The organism is Mesorhizobium sp. DxT, from assembly GCF_058448885.1.
In genome coordinates, this window is the sequence record NZ_JBZFLJ010000003.1 from 250928 (window position 1) to 268091 (window position 17164).

Consider the following 17164-nt stretch of genomic DNA (forward strand, 5'->3'; position numbering starts at 1 on the left):
GCTTGTTCCTATCGCAGCCGCGCGACATAGCGCGCCTTGGTATGGTCGAACCAGGTTCGTGAAAATTCCGCGCTCGTGCCGTCTTGGGTCCAGCCGATGCGTTCAATGAAGCCAGCCGGCGCCCCGGCGGCCAGCCCGAACTCCGCCGGAGCCCATGGCGGCACGGCGTCGACGCCGACGCGATCTTCCGCGCGCGAAATCCAGATACCCAGCGCCTGCCGGTAGAACAGGTAGAGTGAATCGGAGAGGTCTTCCGCCACGATCGTCTCGACGCAGTCGCCATCGAGCCAGATTTCCTCGACCGCCGCCGGCCTGCTGCCGAGGCTCCGTAGCCGGCGGATTCGATGCGCCTCGCTACTCGTGCCGAAACGCGGCATGTCGGCGGTCTTTGCCAGCCGCTCGACCGAAATAACGCGCGCTGTCGGCAGTCCGCCGCCTTCGGTCAGTTCAAGCCGGAAGAGCGCATAGATGCTGTCGACGTCCGGTCGCGAGCGGACATAGTTGCCCGAACCCTGCACGCGCTCCAGCAGACCCTTGGCATGCAGGTCGGCGAGCGACTTGCGCAGCGTTCCGACGGCGACGTTGAGGTTTGCCGCCATCTCGCGCTCGGGTGCGAGCTTTTCCCCGTCGATCATGCGCCCGGCCGCGATCTCGCGGATCAGCATTTCGCTGATCTGCTGGTGAAGCGGCAAGGCGTAGCGGTCGGACATGGCAGCACAGCAAAAATTGATACACTATTGATTTACATCAATGTGAGTGTTACGCAATAGGAAATTGCAGCCGATCGCAAAGCAGCCTCAACGCTCGGTCCTTCGCTGCAGGAAAGGGATGAGACGATGACCGTCGTGCCGGTGACATCCGCCGATCTCGAAGCTTCTGAAGTTTCCTGGTTCTCGGCGCTCTGCTCGGACGATTATCGCTATCTGGGCGTTCCCGACGGCAGCCTGCGGTCGAGCTGGGAACATTGCTCCACGATCGTCACCCGTGCCGAGGCGCTGGGTTTCCGCAACATTCTGTGTCCCTCGTCCTATCAGGTGGGGCAGGACACGCTTTCCTTCGTCGCCGGCTGCGCACCCATCACCTCGAAGATCAACCTGCTTGCGGCCATCCGCTGTGGCGAGATGCAACCGATCATGCTGGCGCGCACGGTGGCGACGCTCGACCACATGCTGAAGGGTCGGCTAACGCTCAACATCATCTCGTCAGACTTTCCCGGCGAGACTGCCGACAGCAGCTTCCGCTACCAGCGTTCGCGCGAGGTGGTGCAAATCCTCAAGCAGGCCTGGACGCGCGACGAGATCGACCATCAAGGCGAGGTCTACGATCTGGCCAAGGTTTCGGCCGATCCCGCCAGGCCCTATCAGCAGAACGGCGGCCCGCTGCTCTATTTCGGCGGCTATTCACCCGACGCCCTCGAACTCTGCGCCGAGCACTGCGATGTCTATCTGATGTGGCCCGAAACGAAGGAGCAGCTTGCCGGACGCATGCGCGCCGTCAACGAGCGTGCCGCAGCGCATGGCCGTACGCTCGATTACGGGCTGCGTGTCCACATGATCGTGCGCGACACCGAGGCCGAGGCGCGGGAATATGCCCGTGAACTGGTCTCGAAACTGGATGACGAGCAGGGAACCGCCATCCGCTCGCGCGCGCTCGACTCGACATCGCTGGGCGTGGCGCATCAGGCGAAGAACCGCGATGCGGCGGATGCGGAAGGCTTCATTGAGCCACATCTGTGGACGGGCGTGGGGCGCGCCCGCTCGGGCTGCGGCGCGGCTCTCGTCGGTTCTGCGGATCAGGTACTCTCGGAAATCGAGGCCTATCGCAAGATGGGCATCCGCGCCTTCATCTTCTCCGGCTATCCGCATCTCAAAGAATGCGAGGCGTTCGGCAGGCTGGTTCTGCCGCATCTGGAAACCTGCTCGCTGCCGCATGTCTACGACCGCGTGCCGGCCGATGTGCCGGCAACGCCGCTCGGAACGGGGGAGCGCCGCTGATGGAACGGGTGAAACTGGGCGAAGGGCTGGAACTGTCGCGCATCGTCTACGGCATGTGGCGGCTGGGCGACGACCGCGATACCTCGCCGGCGCGCGTTCAGGCCAAGATAGAAGCTTGCCTGAAGCAGGGCATCACCACCATAGACCAGGCCGACATCTATGGTGGCTATACGGCGGAGGGTCTGCTGGGCGCCTGCCTGAAAGCGGCACCCGCGCTGCGGGACCGGCTGGAGATCGTCACCAAATGCGGCATCGTCGCGCCGATGGGCCGCTACGCCGACAGGCGCGTGAAACACTACGATACGTCGGCTAATCACATCCGGCAGTCCATTGACGAATCGCTTCGCGCGATGGGCATCGAGCGCATCGATTTGCTGCTTGTTCATCGGCCGGACCCGTTCATGGATCATCACGAGACCGGGGCAGCGCTCGACGAGGCCGTTCGCTCGGGCAAGGTCCGTGCGGTGGGCGTGTCGAACTTCCGCCCGCACGACTGGACTCTGCTCCAGTCGGCGATGAAGGTGCCGCTGGTCACGAACCAGATCGAACTGTCGCTCGTTGCCCATGATGCCTTCGTCAACGGCGACGTGGCGTTCCTGCAGGAGCGGGGCATCGCGCCGATGGCATGGTCGCCTCTCGGTGGCGGCCGGCTGGTGCGCGAGACGCAGGGTCCGCTTGCGGAACTGCTGGCCGGGCTCGGCGAAAAATTCGGCGTCGATGCGGGTGCGGTCGCGGTTGCCTGGCTGCTCGCCCATCCGGCGCGGGTCCTTCCGGTGCTCGGCACCAACGATCCGGCCCGCATCGCACGGCTTGCCGATGCCCTCACCGTTCCGATGGACCGCGAAACCTGGTTTGAACTCTACACCGCCGCGCTCGGCAGGGAGGTTGCCTGATGTATCACTTCGCCGACAGCGATCACGGCCGACCGATGAAAAGCTTTGTCCCCGGCCCGGAACGCCAGCGTGAATTCAGGGATGCGCTTGGCCGCTTCGCGACCGGAGTAACCGTGGTGACGACGGACACGCCGGAGGGTCCGGTCGGCATTACCGCCAACAGCTTTTCTTCCGTGTCGCTCGACCCGCCGATCGTGTTGTGGTCGATCGGTCGCCATTCGCGGCGCTTCCCGGCCTTCGCTCAATGCCGCGACTTTGCCGTTCACGTGCTGGGCGCGGACCAGCTTGAGCTTAGCCGCCGCTTCGCGCGTGCTGGCGAGGCGTTTGCCGGGCTCGACCATGACCGCAGCGAGGCGGGCGTACCGCTGTTGAAAGGGTGCCTCTCCCGGTTCGAATGCGCCCGGCTGGCAACGCATGACGGAGGCGACCATGCGATCGTCGTGGCGCGGGTCGTCGCCGCCAGCTTCGCGGAAGGCGAACCGCTTCTTTTTGCAGGCGGTGGCTACGGCCGGTTTGACCGGTTCGCGTGATGCTTCGCGCCGCCCCAAGTGTCGGCACCGGCAGGGGCAGGCCCCGTCGATTGACGCTCGACGATGTGGCAGGCGAATTCGATGCGGCGGGGTGGCGTGCGCTGGCTGCCGAGGTCGTCAAGCAGCAGGTCCAGCGCTGCAGCGCCGATCTCACGCATGGGAATGTGCATCGTCGACAATGGCGGGTTGTGAAATGCGGCCTGTGGCAGGTCGTCCATGCCCATCACCGAGACATCGCCCGGCACGCCCAGGCCCGCACTTTCAAGCCCCATCATCGCCCCGACCGCGAGGCTGTCGCCGGCGGCAAGGATCGCGGTGAAGTCGCGTCCGCCGCCTGCGATGCGTTGCGTGATCGCCTCGGCCGCGAGTTCTGGCAGCCAGTCGGGTACATCGACGACGAGATCGGCGGAAGCCTCCAGCCCGTGCGCGCGCAGCGCGTCCTGCCATCCCTCGTATCGCCGCTCGATCGTGCGACGGCCGCGCCGCATCAGGAACAGGATACGTTCGTGCCCCCGGGCAATCAGGTGTTCCGTCGCCAGCCGCGCCGCCGACCTGTTGCAGGGCGTGACGCTCGAGTGTCGCATCTCGGGATCGTCACCGTTGACGAGCACGATGGGCTTGTCGAAATCGCTGGCGAGCGTCAGCACGGATTCGTCGTCGAGCGTCAGGAACAGGCAGCCGACTACTCCGTCATCCGCCCTGGCATCGGCGAGCAATGCGGCTTCCTCCGCCGTGTTGGCTATGGCCCGCGAGACCACTTCCACGCCCAGGGACTTGGCCCGCTCTGCCAGTCCCTCCAGCACATAGAACGTGAACTGGTTGCGCACATAGTCGAGCATGGCCGCGCTGGAGGCCGCGAGAATGACCTTGCGGCCGGCAATCGAGGTCGGAACCGTGTAGTTGAGCCGGCGCGCCGTCTCAAGGATGGTCGCGCGCAGGTTCGGGCGCACGCCCTTGGCATTCGCGAGCGCGCGCGATGCGGTGCTGACCGAAACGCCGCATTGGGCGGCAACGTCTTCGAGGCGCACCCGCCGGCTGGGCGTTCCACGTTTTCCCTCCGACACCATCGCGGTACGCGCTCCACTGCTCCAAGAAGGTTTCACTGTGCAAATAATTTTCAGATTGCGCAAGTCTTTGCAATGTGGAACCTCTGTCGCGGGTTCCGCAAGCATTCGGGAGGAGCAGTGGCCCCCTCGGCAGGATTGATACGTTCGCATCTGGAGCGGCTGGTGGGCGGCATGACGGCGCTGCGCCACGACGGACGCTTTGACGAGCCGAATCTCGACGGTAGCGCGGGCGATTACATCTCCTTCAATTCGTGGGAATGGCCGCAGGGTGTCGGGCTCTACGGCATCGTGCGCCTGTGGATGCACACGCAGGACCCTGCGCTGCGCTCCATCGTCGAGGACTGGTATTCAAGGCAGATCGAGCAAGGCCTGCCGCCGCTTAACGTCAATACGACCGCGCCTATGCTGGCATTGTCCCTGCTGTGGCGCGAGACCCGCGACCCGCGATGGGAGAAACCGCTGGCCGCCTGGGCGGACGAGGTGGTGAGCCGCCTGCCGCGCACGCCGGAAGCGGGTTTCCAGCACGACGTTTCCGACAGGATCAACGATGACGAGCTGTGGGACGACACGCTTTTCATGGTCGCTCTTTTCCTGGCTTCCTACGGCCAAGCGGCCGGCAAGCCCCATTTGGTGGTCGAGGCGCAGCGTCAGTTTCTCATCCATGCGCGCTATCTGGCCGACCCGCACAGCGGGCTCTGGTTCCACGGCTGGACGTTTGCCGGCCGGCACAATTTTGCCCGCGCGTTGTGGGCGCGGGGTAATGCCTGGATCACGGTCGGCATTCTCGACTTGATCGAACTCGGCGGCATCGACGAGCCCGTCCGCTCCTACCTGCTCGGCGTCCTGACCACCCAGATCGAGGCGCTGCTGAACTTGCAGGCGCCTTCCGGTGCGTGGCGCACCTTGCTGGACGACGCCTCGTCGTATGAGGAAATGTCGGCGACGGCGGGTTTCGGCTACGGCCTGCTCAAGGCGGCGCGCCTTGGTCTCGGCCCGCGCGGCTGCGGCGAGGCGGGATTGCGTGCGCTAGGCGCAGTACTCTCGAACATTGACGACGATGGCGTGCTCGGCAACGTGTCCTATGGCACGCGCATGGGGCATGATCTTCAGTTCTATCGCGACATCCCGATCCAGCCGACGGGCTACGGGCAGGCGCTGGCGATTCTCTGTCTGACGGAGGGTGTCATCCATTACGAAGCAGAGAAAGAAGGCAGGGCGGCATGAACATGCGCGTACTCTACGGCGCCGGTCCCGGTGACATCGATGGCTACGGCACGGAGCGGCTGCGTGCCGAATTCCTGATCGAAAATCTGTTCATTCCGGGCGAGATCGCCTTCGCCTATACCCATGTGGACCGCATGATCGTCGGCGGCGCCGTGCCGCGTGAGGCGCCGATTTCATTCGGCGACGGTGCCGAAGTCGGTACGCCGCTCTTCTTCACCGCCCGCGAAATGGGCATCGCCAATCTCGGCGGAAACGGCACCGTCACGATCGACCGCAAGCGCTTCGATGTCGGCAACCGCGACATCGTTTATGTCGGTCGCGGCGCGCAGGAAGTGGTGCTGGAAAGCGCCGATTCAGCCCAGCCTGCATGGTTCTACATGAACTCGGTTCCCGCTGGCGCCGACATCGAGCATCGCCTGATCCGCAAGGAAGAAGCCAAGCCACTGGAACTGGGCGACGAGAACCGTGCCAACAAGCGGCGCCTGGCAATGTATATCCATCCGGAGGTCTCGCCCTCCTGCCTCCTTCTGATGGGCATCACCGACCTTGCGCCCGGCAGCGTCTGGAACACCATGCCCCCGCACCTGCACGAGCGGCGTATGGAAGCCTATCTCTATTTCGATATGGCGTCGGAGGACCGCGTCATCCACTTGATGGGCCGGCCTGACAATACGCGCCACCTCATCGTTGCCAATGGCGACTGCGTAATCTCGCCCGCATGGTCGATTCACATGGGCAGCGGTACCGGCCCCTATGCGTTCGTTTGGGGCATGACTGGCGAGAACCAGGCCTACAACGACGTCAATCCGGTCCCCGTGGAGATGCTGCGATGAACGCACCGGGGCATGTCGGAGGCGATTTTGCCCTGCGCCGGCCGCTCGAGGCCGGGTCCCCTGTCGTCTACTGGCAGCTCGGCAATACGGCCGAGCAGCGCTACGACGTGCCCGACCAGCCCATGAAGGGGGAGATGGACCCCTTCTTCTTCCTGACCAAGCACAAGAACTTCATCCCGCACGAATATCCCTGCCGCGCGCAATTCGCCGCCGAGCGCCGTGGCACACGTCCGCTTCCCGTCGGAGCGTTCGACGCGGCGCGCACTTGGCTTCCGTTCGGTTCGCCGCGTGTCGATCTTTCAGGTTTCTGGTTCCGCCCCACCGTAATCGGCACATGGGCGTGCACGGCGCTTGCGGCTTCCACTCCCGGCCGCGCCCGGCTGCGCCTGCGCACCTGCGGTGGGGCGGTTCTTTTCGTCAACGGAACGGAAATCGGCTGGATGGCGCCCTACGGCCGCAACCTGGAGGCCGAAGCCGATTTCGAGGCCGATCTCGTTGCCGGCGACAACGAGATCCGCATCTGGTTCGACGATCTGGCCGAGCGCGATGCACGCTATTATTTCCAGCTCGACTATCTGCAAGGTCCGGCGGCCGAACAGGCCCTGCCCGTCGCCGTCGAAGGTACGCTCGCCGCGGCCATCGAACATGCGTTGGCAACGATGCATTTCGAGCGCCCCACCTACACGGGTGGCGAGGTTGCATTGATAACTCCCGCGTCTCTGCCGGTGGCAGCGGATGTCTCGATCACGGTCGAAGGCGACTTCATGTCGATCGAAGAACCGGTGTCGTTCGCGCGCCGCATGGAGACAGGCGAGACCCGGCTGGCCGTCGCCGGGACGGACGAATTGCCCGCAGATTTCCGCCATTTCACCGTCGCGCTTTCCGTCGGCGGGTTCAGCGCGTCACGGGTTTTCGGTGTCGAGATTTGCCACGCGGACCGGCAAGGCGCCGCCCCAGCCGCGCTGTCGGGCCGGGTCGACGAGGCGCTGGACGAGGTGGCCGAACGGGCTGAGGCCGACACGGTTCGGGCGCTCGCGCGCCTTGCGACGGGACGAGGCGGGCCCGAAACCGAAGCGATGATAGCCGCAGCACTGCCTGCGATCGAGGATTGCCACGACTGCGCCGATTTCATTCTCGTCCCGCTTCTGTGGTGTCGCCATTCATTTGCCGACCAACTGTCGGACGACCTGTGCGGCCGCATCGATAGCGCCATTCTTGGCTATCGCTACTGGATGGACGAACCGGGCAACGACGTTCAGTGGTATTTTTCCGAAAACCACGCGCTGCTCTTCCACACGGCGGCCTATCTTGCCGGCCACATGATGCAGTCTGAGCGCTTCGTTCGTTCGGGGCGCACCGGGGTGGAGCAATCGGCGGTCGGTCTTTCGCGCGTGCGTGCCTGGCTCGACCATTTCGAACAGTGGGAAATGGCCGAGTTCAATTCGGCTCCTTATTTCCCCATCGATCTGAAGGGCCTGACGATTCTCTACGCGCTCGCGCCCGACAAGGGCGTTCGCAGCCGCGCCGGCGCTGCGATCCTGCGCCTTCTGGAAATCGTCGCGCGCTCGGCGCATCGGGGCGTGCTGACCGGCGCCCAGGGCCGATCCTACGAGCACACCTTGCGCGCCGCACGGTCACTGGAATTGTCTGGTATCGCGCGCATGCTGTGGGGTCATGGCAACTACGGCATGCGGTTCCACGCCTTGCCGCAACTGGCGCTTTGCATCCGCGATCATGGCCTGGTGGTTCCGGAGTCCCTTGCCGCCATCGCCTGTTTCGAGCGCGACGATGATCAGGAATGGTGTTTCGCGCAGGGTCAGGATCGCATCGCCAAACTCTACCACTACAAGACTAGCGCATGGGCCATGGGCACGGCGGCGGCCTATCGCTGGAACGAGTGGGGCTATCAGGAAACGGTGCTGCATCTGCGGATGGGCGGCAACCCGGACGCGCAGGTCTGGATCAACCATCCTGGGGAGACGATCCATTCCGGTTATGGACGCCCGTCCTACTGGGGCGGCTCGGGAACCTTGCCGCGCGTGCAGCAATATCGCGGCCTCGCCGTTATGCTTTTCGATTGCGCGGCCGAACAGCCGGATTTCACCCATGCCTGGTTTCCCGGAGCCGCGTTCGACGAGGCGTGGGTGGATGGCGGGCGCGCGCTTGCGCGCGGCGGCGACGGCCTGCTCCAATTGAAAACCGACACTGGGCTGCACATCGTCGAGAGCGGACCGACTGCCGGCAACGAACTGCGCGCGGACGGCCGCAAGACGGTATGGATCGTGCGGCTGGGAGATGTCGGCAGGCATGGCGCGCTCGAGACCTTCGGAAAACGCTTTTCCACTTTGCAGCTTCGTCGTGAAACCGACGGCCTGCTGCTGGTTGACGATCCGGAGTATGGTGAGGTCCGATTCCATCGGGATGGACGGGTGGGGGCGGAGGGCCGGATCGTCTACCCGGCAGAATGGACTGTTAAGGGAGAAGCCGCCTTCCATGAGGCCGGGGCGCTGCCGGGCGCAGCTATAGACAAGTAAACGCGGATAGGGAGCCGCACCAAAGGAGGAGACTACGATGCAGAGCAGAAAGATTGTGCTGGCCCTGACGGCAGGCCTTATGTCGTCGACGGTCGCATTTGCCGGCGACGTGCGCGTCATGTGGTATTCTGACGGCGTGGAAGGCGAGGTCATCCAGGACCTGCTCAACCGCTTCATGGAGCAAAACCCCGACATCAACGTCATCCTGGACAACGTCGCCTATCAGGTGATCCAGGAACAGCTTCCGATAGAGCTGGAAGCGGGTCGTGGCCCCGACATCGCCCGTGTCACCAATATCAAGACGCTGGCCGATCACTGGCTCGACCTGACGCCCTATCTGGCGGACCCCGAATACTGGCGCACCAACCTCGGCGCTCAGTTCGACTGGATGCGGCCGGATGGCTCCGAGATCATCCCGGGCTTCATGACGCAGCTAACCCTGACCGGCGGCTTTGCCAACAAGACGCTGTTCGAGCAGGCGGGCGTCGAGATCCCCGGACCGGAAGCGACGTGGGACGAGTGGGTCGAGGCGGCCGGCAAGGTGCAGGACAGCCAGCAGCTCAACGCGGCCTTCGCAATCGACCGAAGCGGCCACCGCATATCGGCGCCCAACGTGTCCTACGGTGCCAACTATATTGGGCCAGACCGGCTTCCGGCCCCGGTCGATGAAGGCACCAAGACTTTTGCGCGCAAGCTGGTCGAGTGGACCGAAAGCGGCCGCATGAACAAGGACGTCTGGGTGTCCGCTGCCGGTACGACCTACCGGGCGGCAGCCGACGACTTCATCAACGCCCAGATAGCCTACTACTATTCGGGTAGCTGGCAGGTCGCCAACCTGTCGACGAAGATCGGCGATGCGTTCGATTGGGTGGCGACCGGCTCGCCCTGCGGCACGGTTGCCTGCTCCGGCCTGCCCGGTGGTGCCGCCCTCGTCGGGATCAAATACACCAAGAACCCCGAGGAAGTCGGAAAGGTGATGGATTACCTCGCCAGCGAGGACGTTGTGCGCGAGTTCACCGAGCGCACGCTGTTCCTGCCGGCTCACAAGGGCGTCATCGCCGGCGAGATCGACTTCCAGAGCGACGATCCCAACGTCAAGGCCGCGCTGACCGCTTTCGTCAAGGCAACCGGCCAGGTGCATGAAAACGCCAACGCGCTGCCGGCCTGGAAGTGGGGTACGCCGGTCTATGGCGCACTGGTGACACGCATCAGCCAGGCGATGGCGGGCGAACTGTCGATCGACGATGCCTTCACCCGCATCGACGAAGACATCAAGGCGCAGGTCGCCGAAGCGTCGAAGTAGCGAGAGCCATCGTGACGGCGAAGGCCAGCACGACGATCGCAAGAAGGGCCGGCGCCATCATCATGGCGCCGGTAGCCCTGCTTGCGCGCGCCTTCGATCCACCGTTGCGCGGCCTGCAGAAGCTTGGCGGCACCAATGCGATGGCCGCCTTCTTCCTTGCCCCGAACATGCTGATCTTCGGCGTGTTCGTGCTGTTTCCCCTTGCCGTCAACATCGCCTATTCCATGACCGGCGGAAACGCGCTGTTCCTGACGAACCGAGAATTCGTCGGGCTGGACCAGTATGAGCGCCTTTTCGACTGCGGCAACTATCTCGACCGGCAGACCTGCCGGGAAGACCTGTTCTGGACTGCGGTCTGGAACACTTCGGCCTTCGTCGTCCTGCAGGTCTCGCTGATGGTCGGCGTGGCGCTGGTCACCGCGCTGGTGCTCAATCGCGACCTCAAGGCGCGCAGCTTCTGGCGCGCCGTCTTCTTCTTTCCGGTGCTGCTGTCGCCGGTGGTGGTGGGCCTGATCTGGCGCTGGATCCTGCAGCGTCAGGGTCTGCTGAATTTCGGCCTCTACGAACTGGGCTTCGAGCCGGTCAACTGGCTGGTGGAGCGCAACTGGGCCTTCGCGGCTGCCGTCGGCGTATCGGTGTGGGCGCATGTGGGCTTCTATGCGCTCATTCTGCTCGCCGGGCTGCAGGCCATCCCCAAGGAACTCTATGAAGCCGCCGAGATGGATGGCACCAGGCCGGGCCGTGTGTTCTGGCGCATTACCCTGCCATTGCTGATGCCGAACCTGCTTGTCGTGCTGGTGCTGACATTGATCCGCGCCGTGCAGATATTCGACGAGGTCTACGTGCTGACGGGCGGCGGCCCGGGGACGAGTACGCTGTTTCTTACCCAATATATCTACGAGGTCGGTTTCGCCTCGCATCTGCGCAATCCCGGCCTGGCTTCCGCCGCCTCGATCCTCATGGGGCTGGTGCTGATCGTGCTGACGCTGTTCCAGCTCGGCATCGTGCGTCGCAACGACAGGCGGGGAGGCAAGTGATGAGCAGGGTCTCGAGCTTCCTTCTCCGCCGGCGGGGCGGCACCCGCTGGGACTGGACCGACGTCTTCACCTGGTTCTGGCTGATCGGCGGCTTCATCCTGATGTTCGGCCCGGCCGCCTGGCTGGTGAACTCCTCTTTCAAGACGCCTGCCGCGCTGGCGGAATTTCCACCCACGCTGCTGCCCTATGTCACCGAACTCGTCCAGGTCGACGGCTACGACAATGCGCTGCCGCTCTATGAAGTGACGGACGAGAACGGCGATGCGCGCGTGCTGGCCGAGGTGCGGCGCATCGGCATCGTGGCGCAGATGGTCGATCCCGCCAACCCGCAGGAAATCATCAAGGTCAATATCCAGGACAGGACACCCAGGCGCACGGTCTCCTTTGCGACCGAAAACTACGTCGAGCCGCTCGTGGCCAACGACTTCCTCCGCTATCTCTGGAATTCGGTGTTCGTGACGGTGATGGCGACGATAATCACGCTGTTGACCAATTCGATGGCGGCCTTTGCCCTGTCGAAATATCAGTTTCGCGGACGCTCGACGGTGATGATGCTGATCGTGGCCACGCTGATGGTGCCGCTCTCCGTTATCATCGTGCCGCTCTATTCGGTCATCTCGGCGATGGGCCTGTTCAACTCGCTCTGGGGTGTCATCCTGCCGACGGTGGCCACGCCGACCGGCGTGTTCATGCTGCGGCAATATATGCTCACCATTCCGGACGAGCTGATCGATGCGGCGCGCATGGACAAGGCCTCCGAATGGCAGATCTACTGGCGCATCGTGCTGCCGCTGACCGCACCGGCGCTGGCGGTGCTCGCCATCTTTTCCGTGGTCTGGCGCTGGAACGATTTCCTTTGGCCGCTGATAGTGCTGTCGCGGCGCGAGCTCTACACGCTGCAGGTCGGCCTCAACACCTATGCGGGCGAACTCAACGTCCAATGGCACTTCATTCTCGCCATGACGGTGGTGACGATGATCCCCGTCGTTCTGGTGTTCATCTTCCTGCAGCGTTTCATCACCACCGGCATTGCCGGCGCCGGCCTGAAGTAGGAGGGCTCATGAGCCGTATCACCCTAACCGGCGTATCGAGGTCCTTCGGGCAGGTGCAGGTGCTGCACGACATCGATCTCGACATTCGCGACGGCGAACTGGTCGTCTTCGTCGGCCCGTCCGGTTGTGGAAAGTCGACCCTTTTGCGTCTGATCGCCGGGCTCGATCGGCCCACCAAAGGCACCATCGCGATCAACGACGAGGACGTTACGCGCGTGGCGGCGGCCGATCGCGGACTGGCAATGGTGTTCCAGTCCTACGCGCTCTATCCGCATATGAGCGTGCGCCAGAACCTTGCCTTCGGGCTGGAGAACGCCCGCATGCCGCGCGCCGAGATCGATCAGCGCATCACGGAAGCAGCCCGCATGCTCGAAATCGCCCCCTATCTCGACCGCCGCCCCGGCCAACTCTCCGGCGGCCAGCGCCAGCGTGTCGCCATCGGCCGGGCGATCGTGCGCAACCCGACCGCGTTCCTGCTCGACGAACCGCTGTCCAATCTCGACGCCGAACTGCGCATTTCCACGCGCGCCGAGCTTGCCGCGTTGCATGAGCGGTTGTCGGCGACGATGATCTACGTCACCCACGATCAGACCGAGGCGATGACGCTCGCCGACCGCATCGTTGTCCTGCGCGCAGGCCGGATCGAGCAGGTCGGCACCCCGCTCGAGCTTTATAATCGTCCGGCCAACCTGTTCGTCGCTGGTTTCATCGGCGCGCCGCGCATGAATTTTTTGCCGGCGAAAATAGGTGGGACGAAAGACGGTCGCACGCGGCTGAATCTCGAAGGCGCCGGTTCGCTCGAGGTGGAAGCGGTTGCGGCTTCGGCTGGCGACGAAATAACGCTGGGGCTTCGCCCGCATCAGCTGCGGCTGGTGGACGGTGGCGAGGGCATGACGGCCGAAGTGTCGCTGGTCGAGGCCCTAGGCTCCGAGACGGTGGTGCACACGCGCACGGCGGGTGGCGAAAGCCTGCTTGCGGTTCTGTCGGGCCAGCACCAGGTGGAAGCAGGCGAGACGGTCCGCTTCAGCCTCGATTCGACCGACCTGCACCTTTTCGACAAGGATGGCGTCAGGCTTCAGCCGGCCGCGAACTGATCGGCGAAGAAGGCAAGGACCGCCGCGCGCATAGCCGGGCTCTCGCAATGCCCGGTTTCCGGTTCGCGGTGCAGGCTCAATCTGTCGGAAGCACCGGCGGCGGCATACGCCGCGCGAGTTTGTGCCAGCGCGATGTCGACTGCCGCCGGCGGCGTCAGCGGGTCCTGGTCGCCGATGCAGATCAGTTGCGGGCGGGGTGCAACAAGCCCGGCGATCTCTCCATTGGAGGCCTGCCCCAGCAGGCCGGGGACGGTCAGGTAGATGCCGTGCAGGTCGTGCGCTCCGGTCTCGATCAGCGCGCCGAAGTCGGCATAGCAGCACAGATGCGCCACGCAGGCGATGCGCGGATCCACAGCGGCCAGCCAGTAGCCGAAGGTAGCGCCCATCGAGATGCCGAATGCGCCGATGCGCCGCGCGTCGACGTCCGCGCGGGCGGCCAGCCAGTCGAGCGCGGCCGCCTGCTCGCCAAGCATCTGCCCGGCCAGCGACTTGCCCTGCCACAGCAACGCTTTCGATAGTGCGCTTTCGGTGACGGTCGCGCGCTCGCCGAAGCACGGCATGTCGATCGCCAGCGTCACGAACCCCATAGCGGCAAGCGCCGGGCCGAGCGGCGATTGCAGGGCAGGCCGCCCGTCCAGCAGTTCATCCGCGCCGATGCCGTAGCGCCCACCATGGGCGTGGAGATAGAGTATGGCTGGCGCATGCACGGCGTCCGGTGGCCGCGTCACCAGTCCGCGCACCGCTTCGCCGGCATGCGTCTCGAAGACGACGTTCTCGACGAAGAATCCGTCCGCCTTGGATGTCTCTCGCGACACCTCGCGCAATCCATGCTGTCCGATCTCGAACGATCGTTTCAACGCGTCTATGTCGGCCAAGAATATGCCTCTGCCCTCGTCCCCGTAGATTCAACCACGTACCACCGTTTCCGGCGACTGAAATCGTGAGGGCGGGCTCATATTGTCAGCTTCTCGATGAGGAAATCCGCGACGGTACGCACGGAAGGCAACTGGCCGCGCCGGTGCGGCATCAGCAGTGTCGTGGTGACACCCGGCGTACTCCAGCGCGGCAGCACGCGTTCTAGCCGACCTTGCTCGACGCTCTGCCGGCAAAGCTTGGTCGGCAGGCATGCGATGCCGAGACCTGCCGCTGCGGCTTCCAGCAGGATCATCGATTCGTCTGCGAAGAAACGTGCCTGCGGCAAGGCCTCTGCCGCTCCGTCTTCGCCCTCGAGTTGCCATGAGGGTTGGGAAGGGACTGTAAGCAGCCCGTCATGCCGGCTGATCTCGTCCGGGGTTCCCGGTCTGCCGCGCGCGTCGAGATAGGCAGGAGAAGCGACCAGCCATCCCGGATCGGTCCCGAGCTTCCGCTGCACCAGGCCGGAATCCGGCAATGGCGAAAAATGCGAGCGCAACGCGATGTCGAAGCCTTCCTGCACGATGTCGACAAACCGGTCTGTCGCCGAGGCGAGGATCGTGATCCGCGGGTAGGCCCGCGCGAGATCCGGCAGCACGGGAGCTAGCGAAATCTGCGCCGTCGGCACCGAGGCGGTGATGCGCACGGTTCCGCTCGGCTCGGCCATCCGCCCGCGCACCAGCCCTTCGGCTGTTTCCGCCTCGATCACCATTGCGGACGCGTGCCGATAGAGGTCCTGCCCGAGTTCGGTCACCGTGAACGAGCGCGAGGTGCGCTGGATGAGCCTGACACCGAGGCTCCTTTCCAGCTCGCCCACCCGCTTGGAGAGCGTCGATTTCGGCAGGCCCAGCGCACGCCCCGCCGCAGCGAAGCTGCCGTGGTCGACGACACGGACAAACAGATGGAGATCGTTGAGATTGAGCATCGGCGTCCACGGATATGCACGGTTGGTCCATGAATAGCGGACTGGCGCTCTATCGTCCACAAAACCATGTTGCAGACTACGACAACCTTTCAGGAGCCGGACGATGTTTGAACCTCATGACGATCATTCGACTGCAACGCCCAACCCGCCAGATCCGGAGCCTGCCGATACTGGACCGGGCCAAGGTCACGGTAGGTCAGGGCACGGGATTTCAGTGCTCGGCCTTGGCGCGATGGGTGCGGCGCTCGCAGAAGCCGTCCTCGGGGCCGGGCGAAAAGTCACGGTCTGGAACCGCTCTGCCGAAAAGGCCGCCCCGCTGGCCCGCCGCGGCGCGGAGGTCGCCGGTTCAGCCGCCGAGGCGATTGGCGCAGCACCTTTGGTCATAATCTGCCTTCTCGACTATGCCGCCGTTCGCGATGTGCTGTCGGGCGCGGCAGTGCAACTGGCCGGGCGCACGATCGTCAATCTCACCAACGGCACTCCGCAGGAGGCGCGTGAGATGGCTGCCTGGGTCGAGGATCAAGGCACGAGCTACATCGACGGTGGCATCATGGCGGTACCGCCGATGATCGGCAGCCGCGACGCATTTATTCTCTACAGCGGCACCGCAGAAGCGTTCGACGACTATCGTCAGACACTGGAGATCCTGGGGACTGCGCAGTTTCTTGGGCCGGATGCAGGCCTCGCGCCGCTTTACGATCTGGCGCTGCTGTCGGCCATGTACGGCCTGTTCGGCGGCTTCCTTCACGCCACCGCGCTGGTTGGCAGCGAAAAGGTTGAAGCGGGCCGGTTCACCGAGATGCTCGTGCCGTGGCTGAATGCGATGACCGGCGTGCTGCCCGACATTGCCCGCCAGATCGATGCGCGGAACTACGCCGCCGCCGACGGTTCCAATCTGGCCATGCAGGCGGTAGCGGTCGAAAACATCATCGCGACGTCGCATGCCCAGGGCGTGGACTCGGGCCTGATCGTGCCGATGCGGGCATTGATGGCCCATCGCATCGCCTGCGGTTTCGGCGGCGACGATATTGCGGGCCTTTACCGCGTGGTCGCCTCGCGCAAGCGCGACGACAATTGTGGCTGACAGCGATTAGGCGGGCGGCGTATCCGCCATGGCGCTTTACATTTCTTCACAATCGCCGGCAAAGGCGGAAACAGTCCCGGTCTAGGTTGTCCGTGCCGCCGCTGTCGCGGCCGCTCAACGGAAGGAACGGACGATGGAACGTGACGAGCAGAAGATCGAGATTATCGAACCGGCATCGAAAGGCAGACGGTTCGCGCGCGGCCTGATGGTCGCCGGTGGCATTGCCGCTGTTGCAGCCGGAGGCATCGGCGTGGCGACTGCCACGGGCGTCGCTGATGGGATGGGTCACTACGTCGTCAAGACCGGCATGAACCATGGCATGGGCTTCGCCGGTCATGGCTTCGCCCGCGCACTCGATGCGGTCGACGTCACGCCCGAACAGGAAGAAAAGATCTGGGCGATCATCGACGAGGCGCGCGCCGAATTGCGCCCGATGATGCGCGATTTCCGCGGCACGCGCGAAGCCGTGGCCGAGCTCATCGGCGCTGCCACGCTCGATCGCGAGGCCGCCGAGACGCTGCGCGCGGAACGCATCGCCATGCTTGACGACGCGTCGCGGAAGATGACCGCCGCGCTGATCGAGGCCGCCGAAGTGTTGACGCCAGAGCAGCGCGCCAAGCTGATCGAGAATTTTGAGGAGCGCAGATTCGGCCGCCGGTGATAGGATCGGCCGGCAAGGCCG

16 protein-coding genes are annotated in these 17164 nt (G+C 64.5%); 12 read left to right on the plus strand and 4 right to left on the minus strand.

Annotated features, from left to right (window positions below; genetic code table 11):
* Positions 1-8: 8 nt before the first annotated feature.
* Complete coding sequence (locus tag ACVJNE_RS08340) at positions 9-710, minus strand: GntR family transcriptional regulator (RefSeq protein ID WP_499564606.1); 702 nt, start codon at positions 708-710, stop codon at positions 9-11.
* A gap of 126 nt (positions 711-836) precedes the next feature.
* Between ACVJNE_RS08340 and ACVJNE_RS08345 the strand changes: the two genes are divergently transcribed.
* Genes ACVJNE_RS08345 through ACVJNE_RS08355 form a run of 3 tightly spaced genes read left to right on the plus strand, consistent with a single transcriptional unit; the run spans position 837 to position 3417 of the window.
* Positions 837-1994: an LLM class flavin-dependent oxidoreductase gene (locus ACVJNE_RS08345; protein WP_499564608.1), complete on the plus strand. Its 1158-nt coding sequence runs from the start codon at positions 837-839 to the stop codon at positions 1992-1994.
* Complete coding sequence (locus ACVJNE_RS08350; RefSeq protein WP_499564610.1) at positions 1994-2887, plus strand: aldo/keto reductase; 894 nt, start codon at positions 1994-1996, stop codon at positions 2885-2887. The genes ACVJNE_RS08345 and ACVJNE_RS08350 overlap by 1 nt, the downstream gene beginning before the upstream one ends.
* Positions 2887-3417, plus strand: coding sequence for a flavin reductase family protein (locus ACVJNE_RS08355; RefSeq protein ID WP_499564612.1), 531 nt, complete (start codon positions 2887-2889; stop codon positions 3415-3417). The genes ACVJNE_RS08350 and ACVJNE_RS08355 overlap by 1 nt, the downstream gene beginning before the upstream one ends.
* On the opposite strand, the gene ACVJNE_RS08360 is transcribed toward ACVJNE_RS08355, so the two are convergent.
* Positions 3390-4484 (minus strand): LacI family DNA-binding transcriptional regulator, encoded by a 1095-nt coding sequence (locus ACVJNE_RS08360; protein ID WP_499564613.1) that lies wholly within the window; start codon positions 4482-4484, stop codon positions 3390-3392. The two genes, ACVJNE_RS08355 and ACVJNE_RS08360, sit on opposite strands and share 28 nt — an antisense overlap.
* 117 nt (positions 4485-4601) lie before the next feature.
* Between ACVJNE_RS08360 and bglB the strand changes: the two genes are divergently transcribed.
* From bglB to ACVJNE_RS08395, 7 genes are all read left to right on the plus strand, one after another.
* Complete coding sequence (gene bglB, locus ACVJNE_RS08365) at positions 4602-5708, plus strand: beta-galactosidase BglB (RefSeq protein WP_499564615.1); 1107 nt, start codon at positions 4602-4604, stop codon at positions 5706-5708.
* On the plus strand, positions 5705-6541 hold the full coding sequence (kduI, locus tag ACVJNE_RS08370) for a 5-dehydro-4-deoxy-D-glucuronate isomerase (RefSeq protein WP_499564617.1): 837 nt from the start codon (positions 5705-5707) through the stop codon (positions 6539-6541). The genes bglB and kduI overlap by 4 nt, the downstream gene beginning before the upstream one ends.
* The gene (locus ACVJNE_RS08375; protein WP_499564619.1) at positions 6538-9075 is read left to right on the plus strand and encodes a hypothetical protein; all 2538 of its coding nucleotides are present in this window, start codon (positions 6538-6540) and stop codon (positions 9073-9075) included. The genes kduI and ACVJNE_RS08375 overlap by 4 nt, the downstream gene beginning before the upstream one ends.
* A 37-nt stretch (positions 9076-9112) precedes the next feature.
* Positions 9113-10378 carry an ABC transporter substrate-binding protein gene (locus ACVJNE_RS08380; protein ID WP_444727055.1) on the plus strand — a complete coding sequence of 422 codons (1266 nt, stop codon included), beginning with the start codon at positions 9113-9115 and terminating at the stop codon, positions 10376-10378.
* A gap of 62 nt (positions 10379-10440) precedes the next feature.
* Positions 10441-11415, plus strand: coding sequence for a carbohydrate ABC transporter permease (locus tag ACVJNE_RS08385; RefSeq protein WP_499564925.1), 975 nt, complete (start codon positions 10441-10443; stop codon positions 11413-11415).
* Positions 11415-12467 (plus strand): carbohydrate ABC transporter permease, encoded by a 1053-nt coding sequence (locus ACVJNE_RS08390; protein ID WP_499564621.1) that lies wholly within the window; start codon positions 11415-11417, stop codon positions 12465-12467. Before ACVJNE_RS08385 ends, ACVJNE_RS08390 begins: the two co-directional genes overlap by 1 nt.
* Before the next feature lie 8 nt (positions 12468-12475).
* On the plus strand, positions 12476-13561 hold the full coding sequence (locus tag ACVJNE_RS08395) for an ABC transporter ATP-binding protein (protein ID WP_499564623.1): 1086 nt from the start codon (positions 12476-12478) through the stop codon (positions 13559-13561).
* Here the strand turns inward: ACVJNE_RS08395 and ACVJNE_RS08400 are convergent.
* A complete protein-coding gene (locus tag ACVJNE_RS08400; protein WP_499564625.1) occupies positions 13543-14436 on the minus strand; it encodes an alpha/beta hydrolase family protein in 894 nt (297 codons plus the stop codon). The genes ACVJNE_RS08395 and ACVJNE_RS08400 overlap by 19 nt on opposite strands.
* 77 nt (positions 14437-14513) lie before the next feature.
* The gene (locus ACVJNE_RS08405) at positions 14514-15398 is read right to left on the minus strand and encodes a LysR substrate-binding domain-containing protein (RefSeq protein ID WP_499564627.1); all 885 of its coding nucleotides are present in this window, start codon (positions 15396-15398) and stop codon (positions 14514-14516) included.
* A 103-nt stretch (positions 15399-15501) separates the two neighbouring features.
* On the opposite strand from ACVJNE_RS08405, the gene ACVJNE_RS08410 reads away from it, so the two are divergent.
* Both ACVJNE_RS08410 and ACVJNE_RS08415 read left to right on the plus strand, forming a co-directional pair.
* Positions 15502-16482 carry an NAD(P)-dependent oxidoreductase gene (locus ACVJNE_RS08410; protein WP_499564629.1) on the plus strand — a complete coding sequence of 327 codons (981 nt, stop codon included), beginning with the start codon at positions 15502-15504 and terminating at the stop codon, positions 16480-16482.
* A 133-nt stretch (positions 16483-16615) separates the two neighbouring features.
* A complete protein-coding gene (locus ACVJNE_RS08415; RefSeq protein WP_499564631.1) occupies positions 16616-17143 on the plus strand; it encodes a Spy/CpxP family protein refolding chaperone in 528 nt (175 codons plus the stop codon).
* The last annotated feature ends 21 nt before the right edge of the window (positions 17144-17164 follow it).

Coding starts and splice junctions, on each gene's coding strand:
- ACVJNE_RS08385 (WP_499564925.1), top strand. CDS start 10,441: ATGGCGCCGGTAGCCCTGCTTGCGCGCGCCTTCGATCCACCGTTGCGC.
- ACVJNE_RS08390 (WP_499564621.1), top strand. CDS start 11,415: ATGAGCAGGGTCTCGAGCTTCCTTCTCCGCCGGCGGGGCGGCACCCGC.
- ACVJNE_RS08375 (WP_499564619.1), top strand. CDS start 6,538: ATGAACGCACCGGGGCATGTCGGAGGCGATTTTGCCCTGCGCCGGCCG.
- kduI (WP_499564617.1), top strand. CDS start 5,705: ATGAACATGCGCGTACTCTACGGCGCCGGTCCCGGTGACATCGATGGC.
- ACVJNE_RS08350 (WP_499564610.1), top strand. CDS start 1,994: ATGGAACGGGTGAAACTGGGCGAAGGGCTGGAACTGTCGCGCATCGTC.
- ACVJNE_RS08360 (WP_499564613.1), bottom strand. CDS start 4,484: ATGGTGTCGGAGGGAAAACGTGGAACGCCCAGCCGGCGGGTGCGCCTC.
- ACVJNE_RS08345 (WP_499564608.1), top strand. CDS start 837: ATGACCGTCGTGCCGGTGACATCCGCCGATCTCGAAGCTTCTGAAGTT.
- ACVJNE_RS08395 (WP_499564623.1), top strand. CDS start 12,476: ATGAGCCGTATCACCCTAACCGGCGTATCGAGGTCCTTCGGGCAGGTG.
- ACVJNE_RS08415 (WP_499564631.1), top strand. CDS start 16,616: ATGGAACGTGACGAGCAGAAGATCGAGATTATCGAACCGGCATCGAAA.
- ACVJNE_RS08340 (WP_499564606.1), bottom strand. CDS start 710: ATGTCCGACCGCTACGCCTTGCCGCTTCACCAGCAGATCAGCGAAATG.
- ACVJNE_RS08355 (WP_499564612.1), top strand. CDS start 2,887: ATGTATCACTTCGCCGACAGCGATCACGGCCGACCGATGAAAAGCTTT.
- ACVJNE_RS08380 (WP_444727055.1), top strand. CDS start 9,113: ATGCAGAGCAGAAAGATTGTGCTGGCCCTGACGGCAGGCCTTATGTCG.
- ACVJNE_RS08405 (WP_499564627.1), bottom strand. CDS start 15,398: ATGCTCAATCTCAACGATCTCCATCTGTTTGTCCGTGTCGTCGACCAC.
- ACVJNE_RS08410 (WP_499564629.1), top strand. CDS start 15,502: ATGTTTGAACCTCATGACGATCATTCGACTGCAACGCCCAACCCGCCA.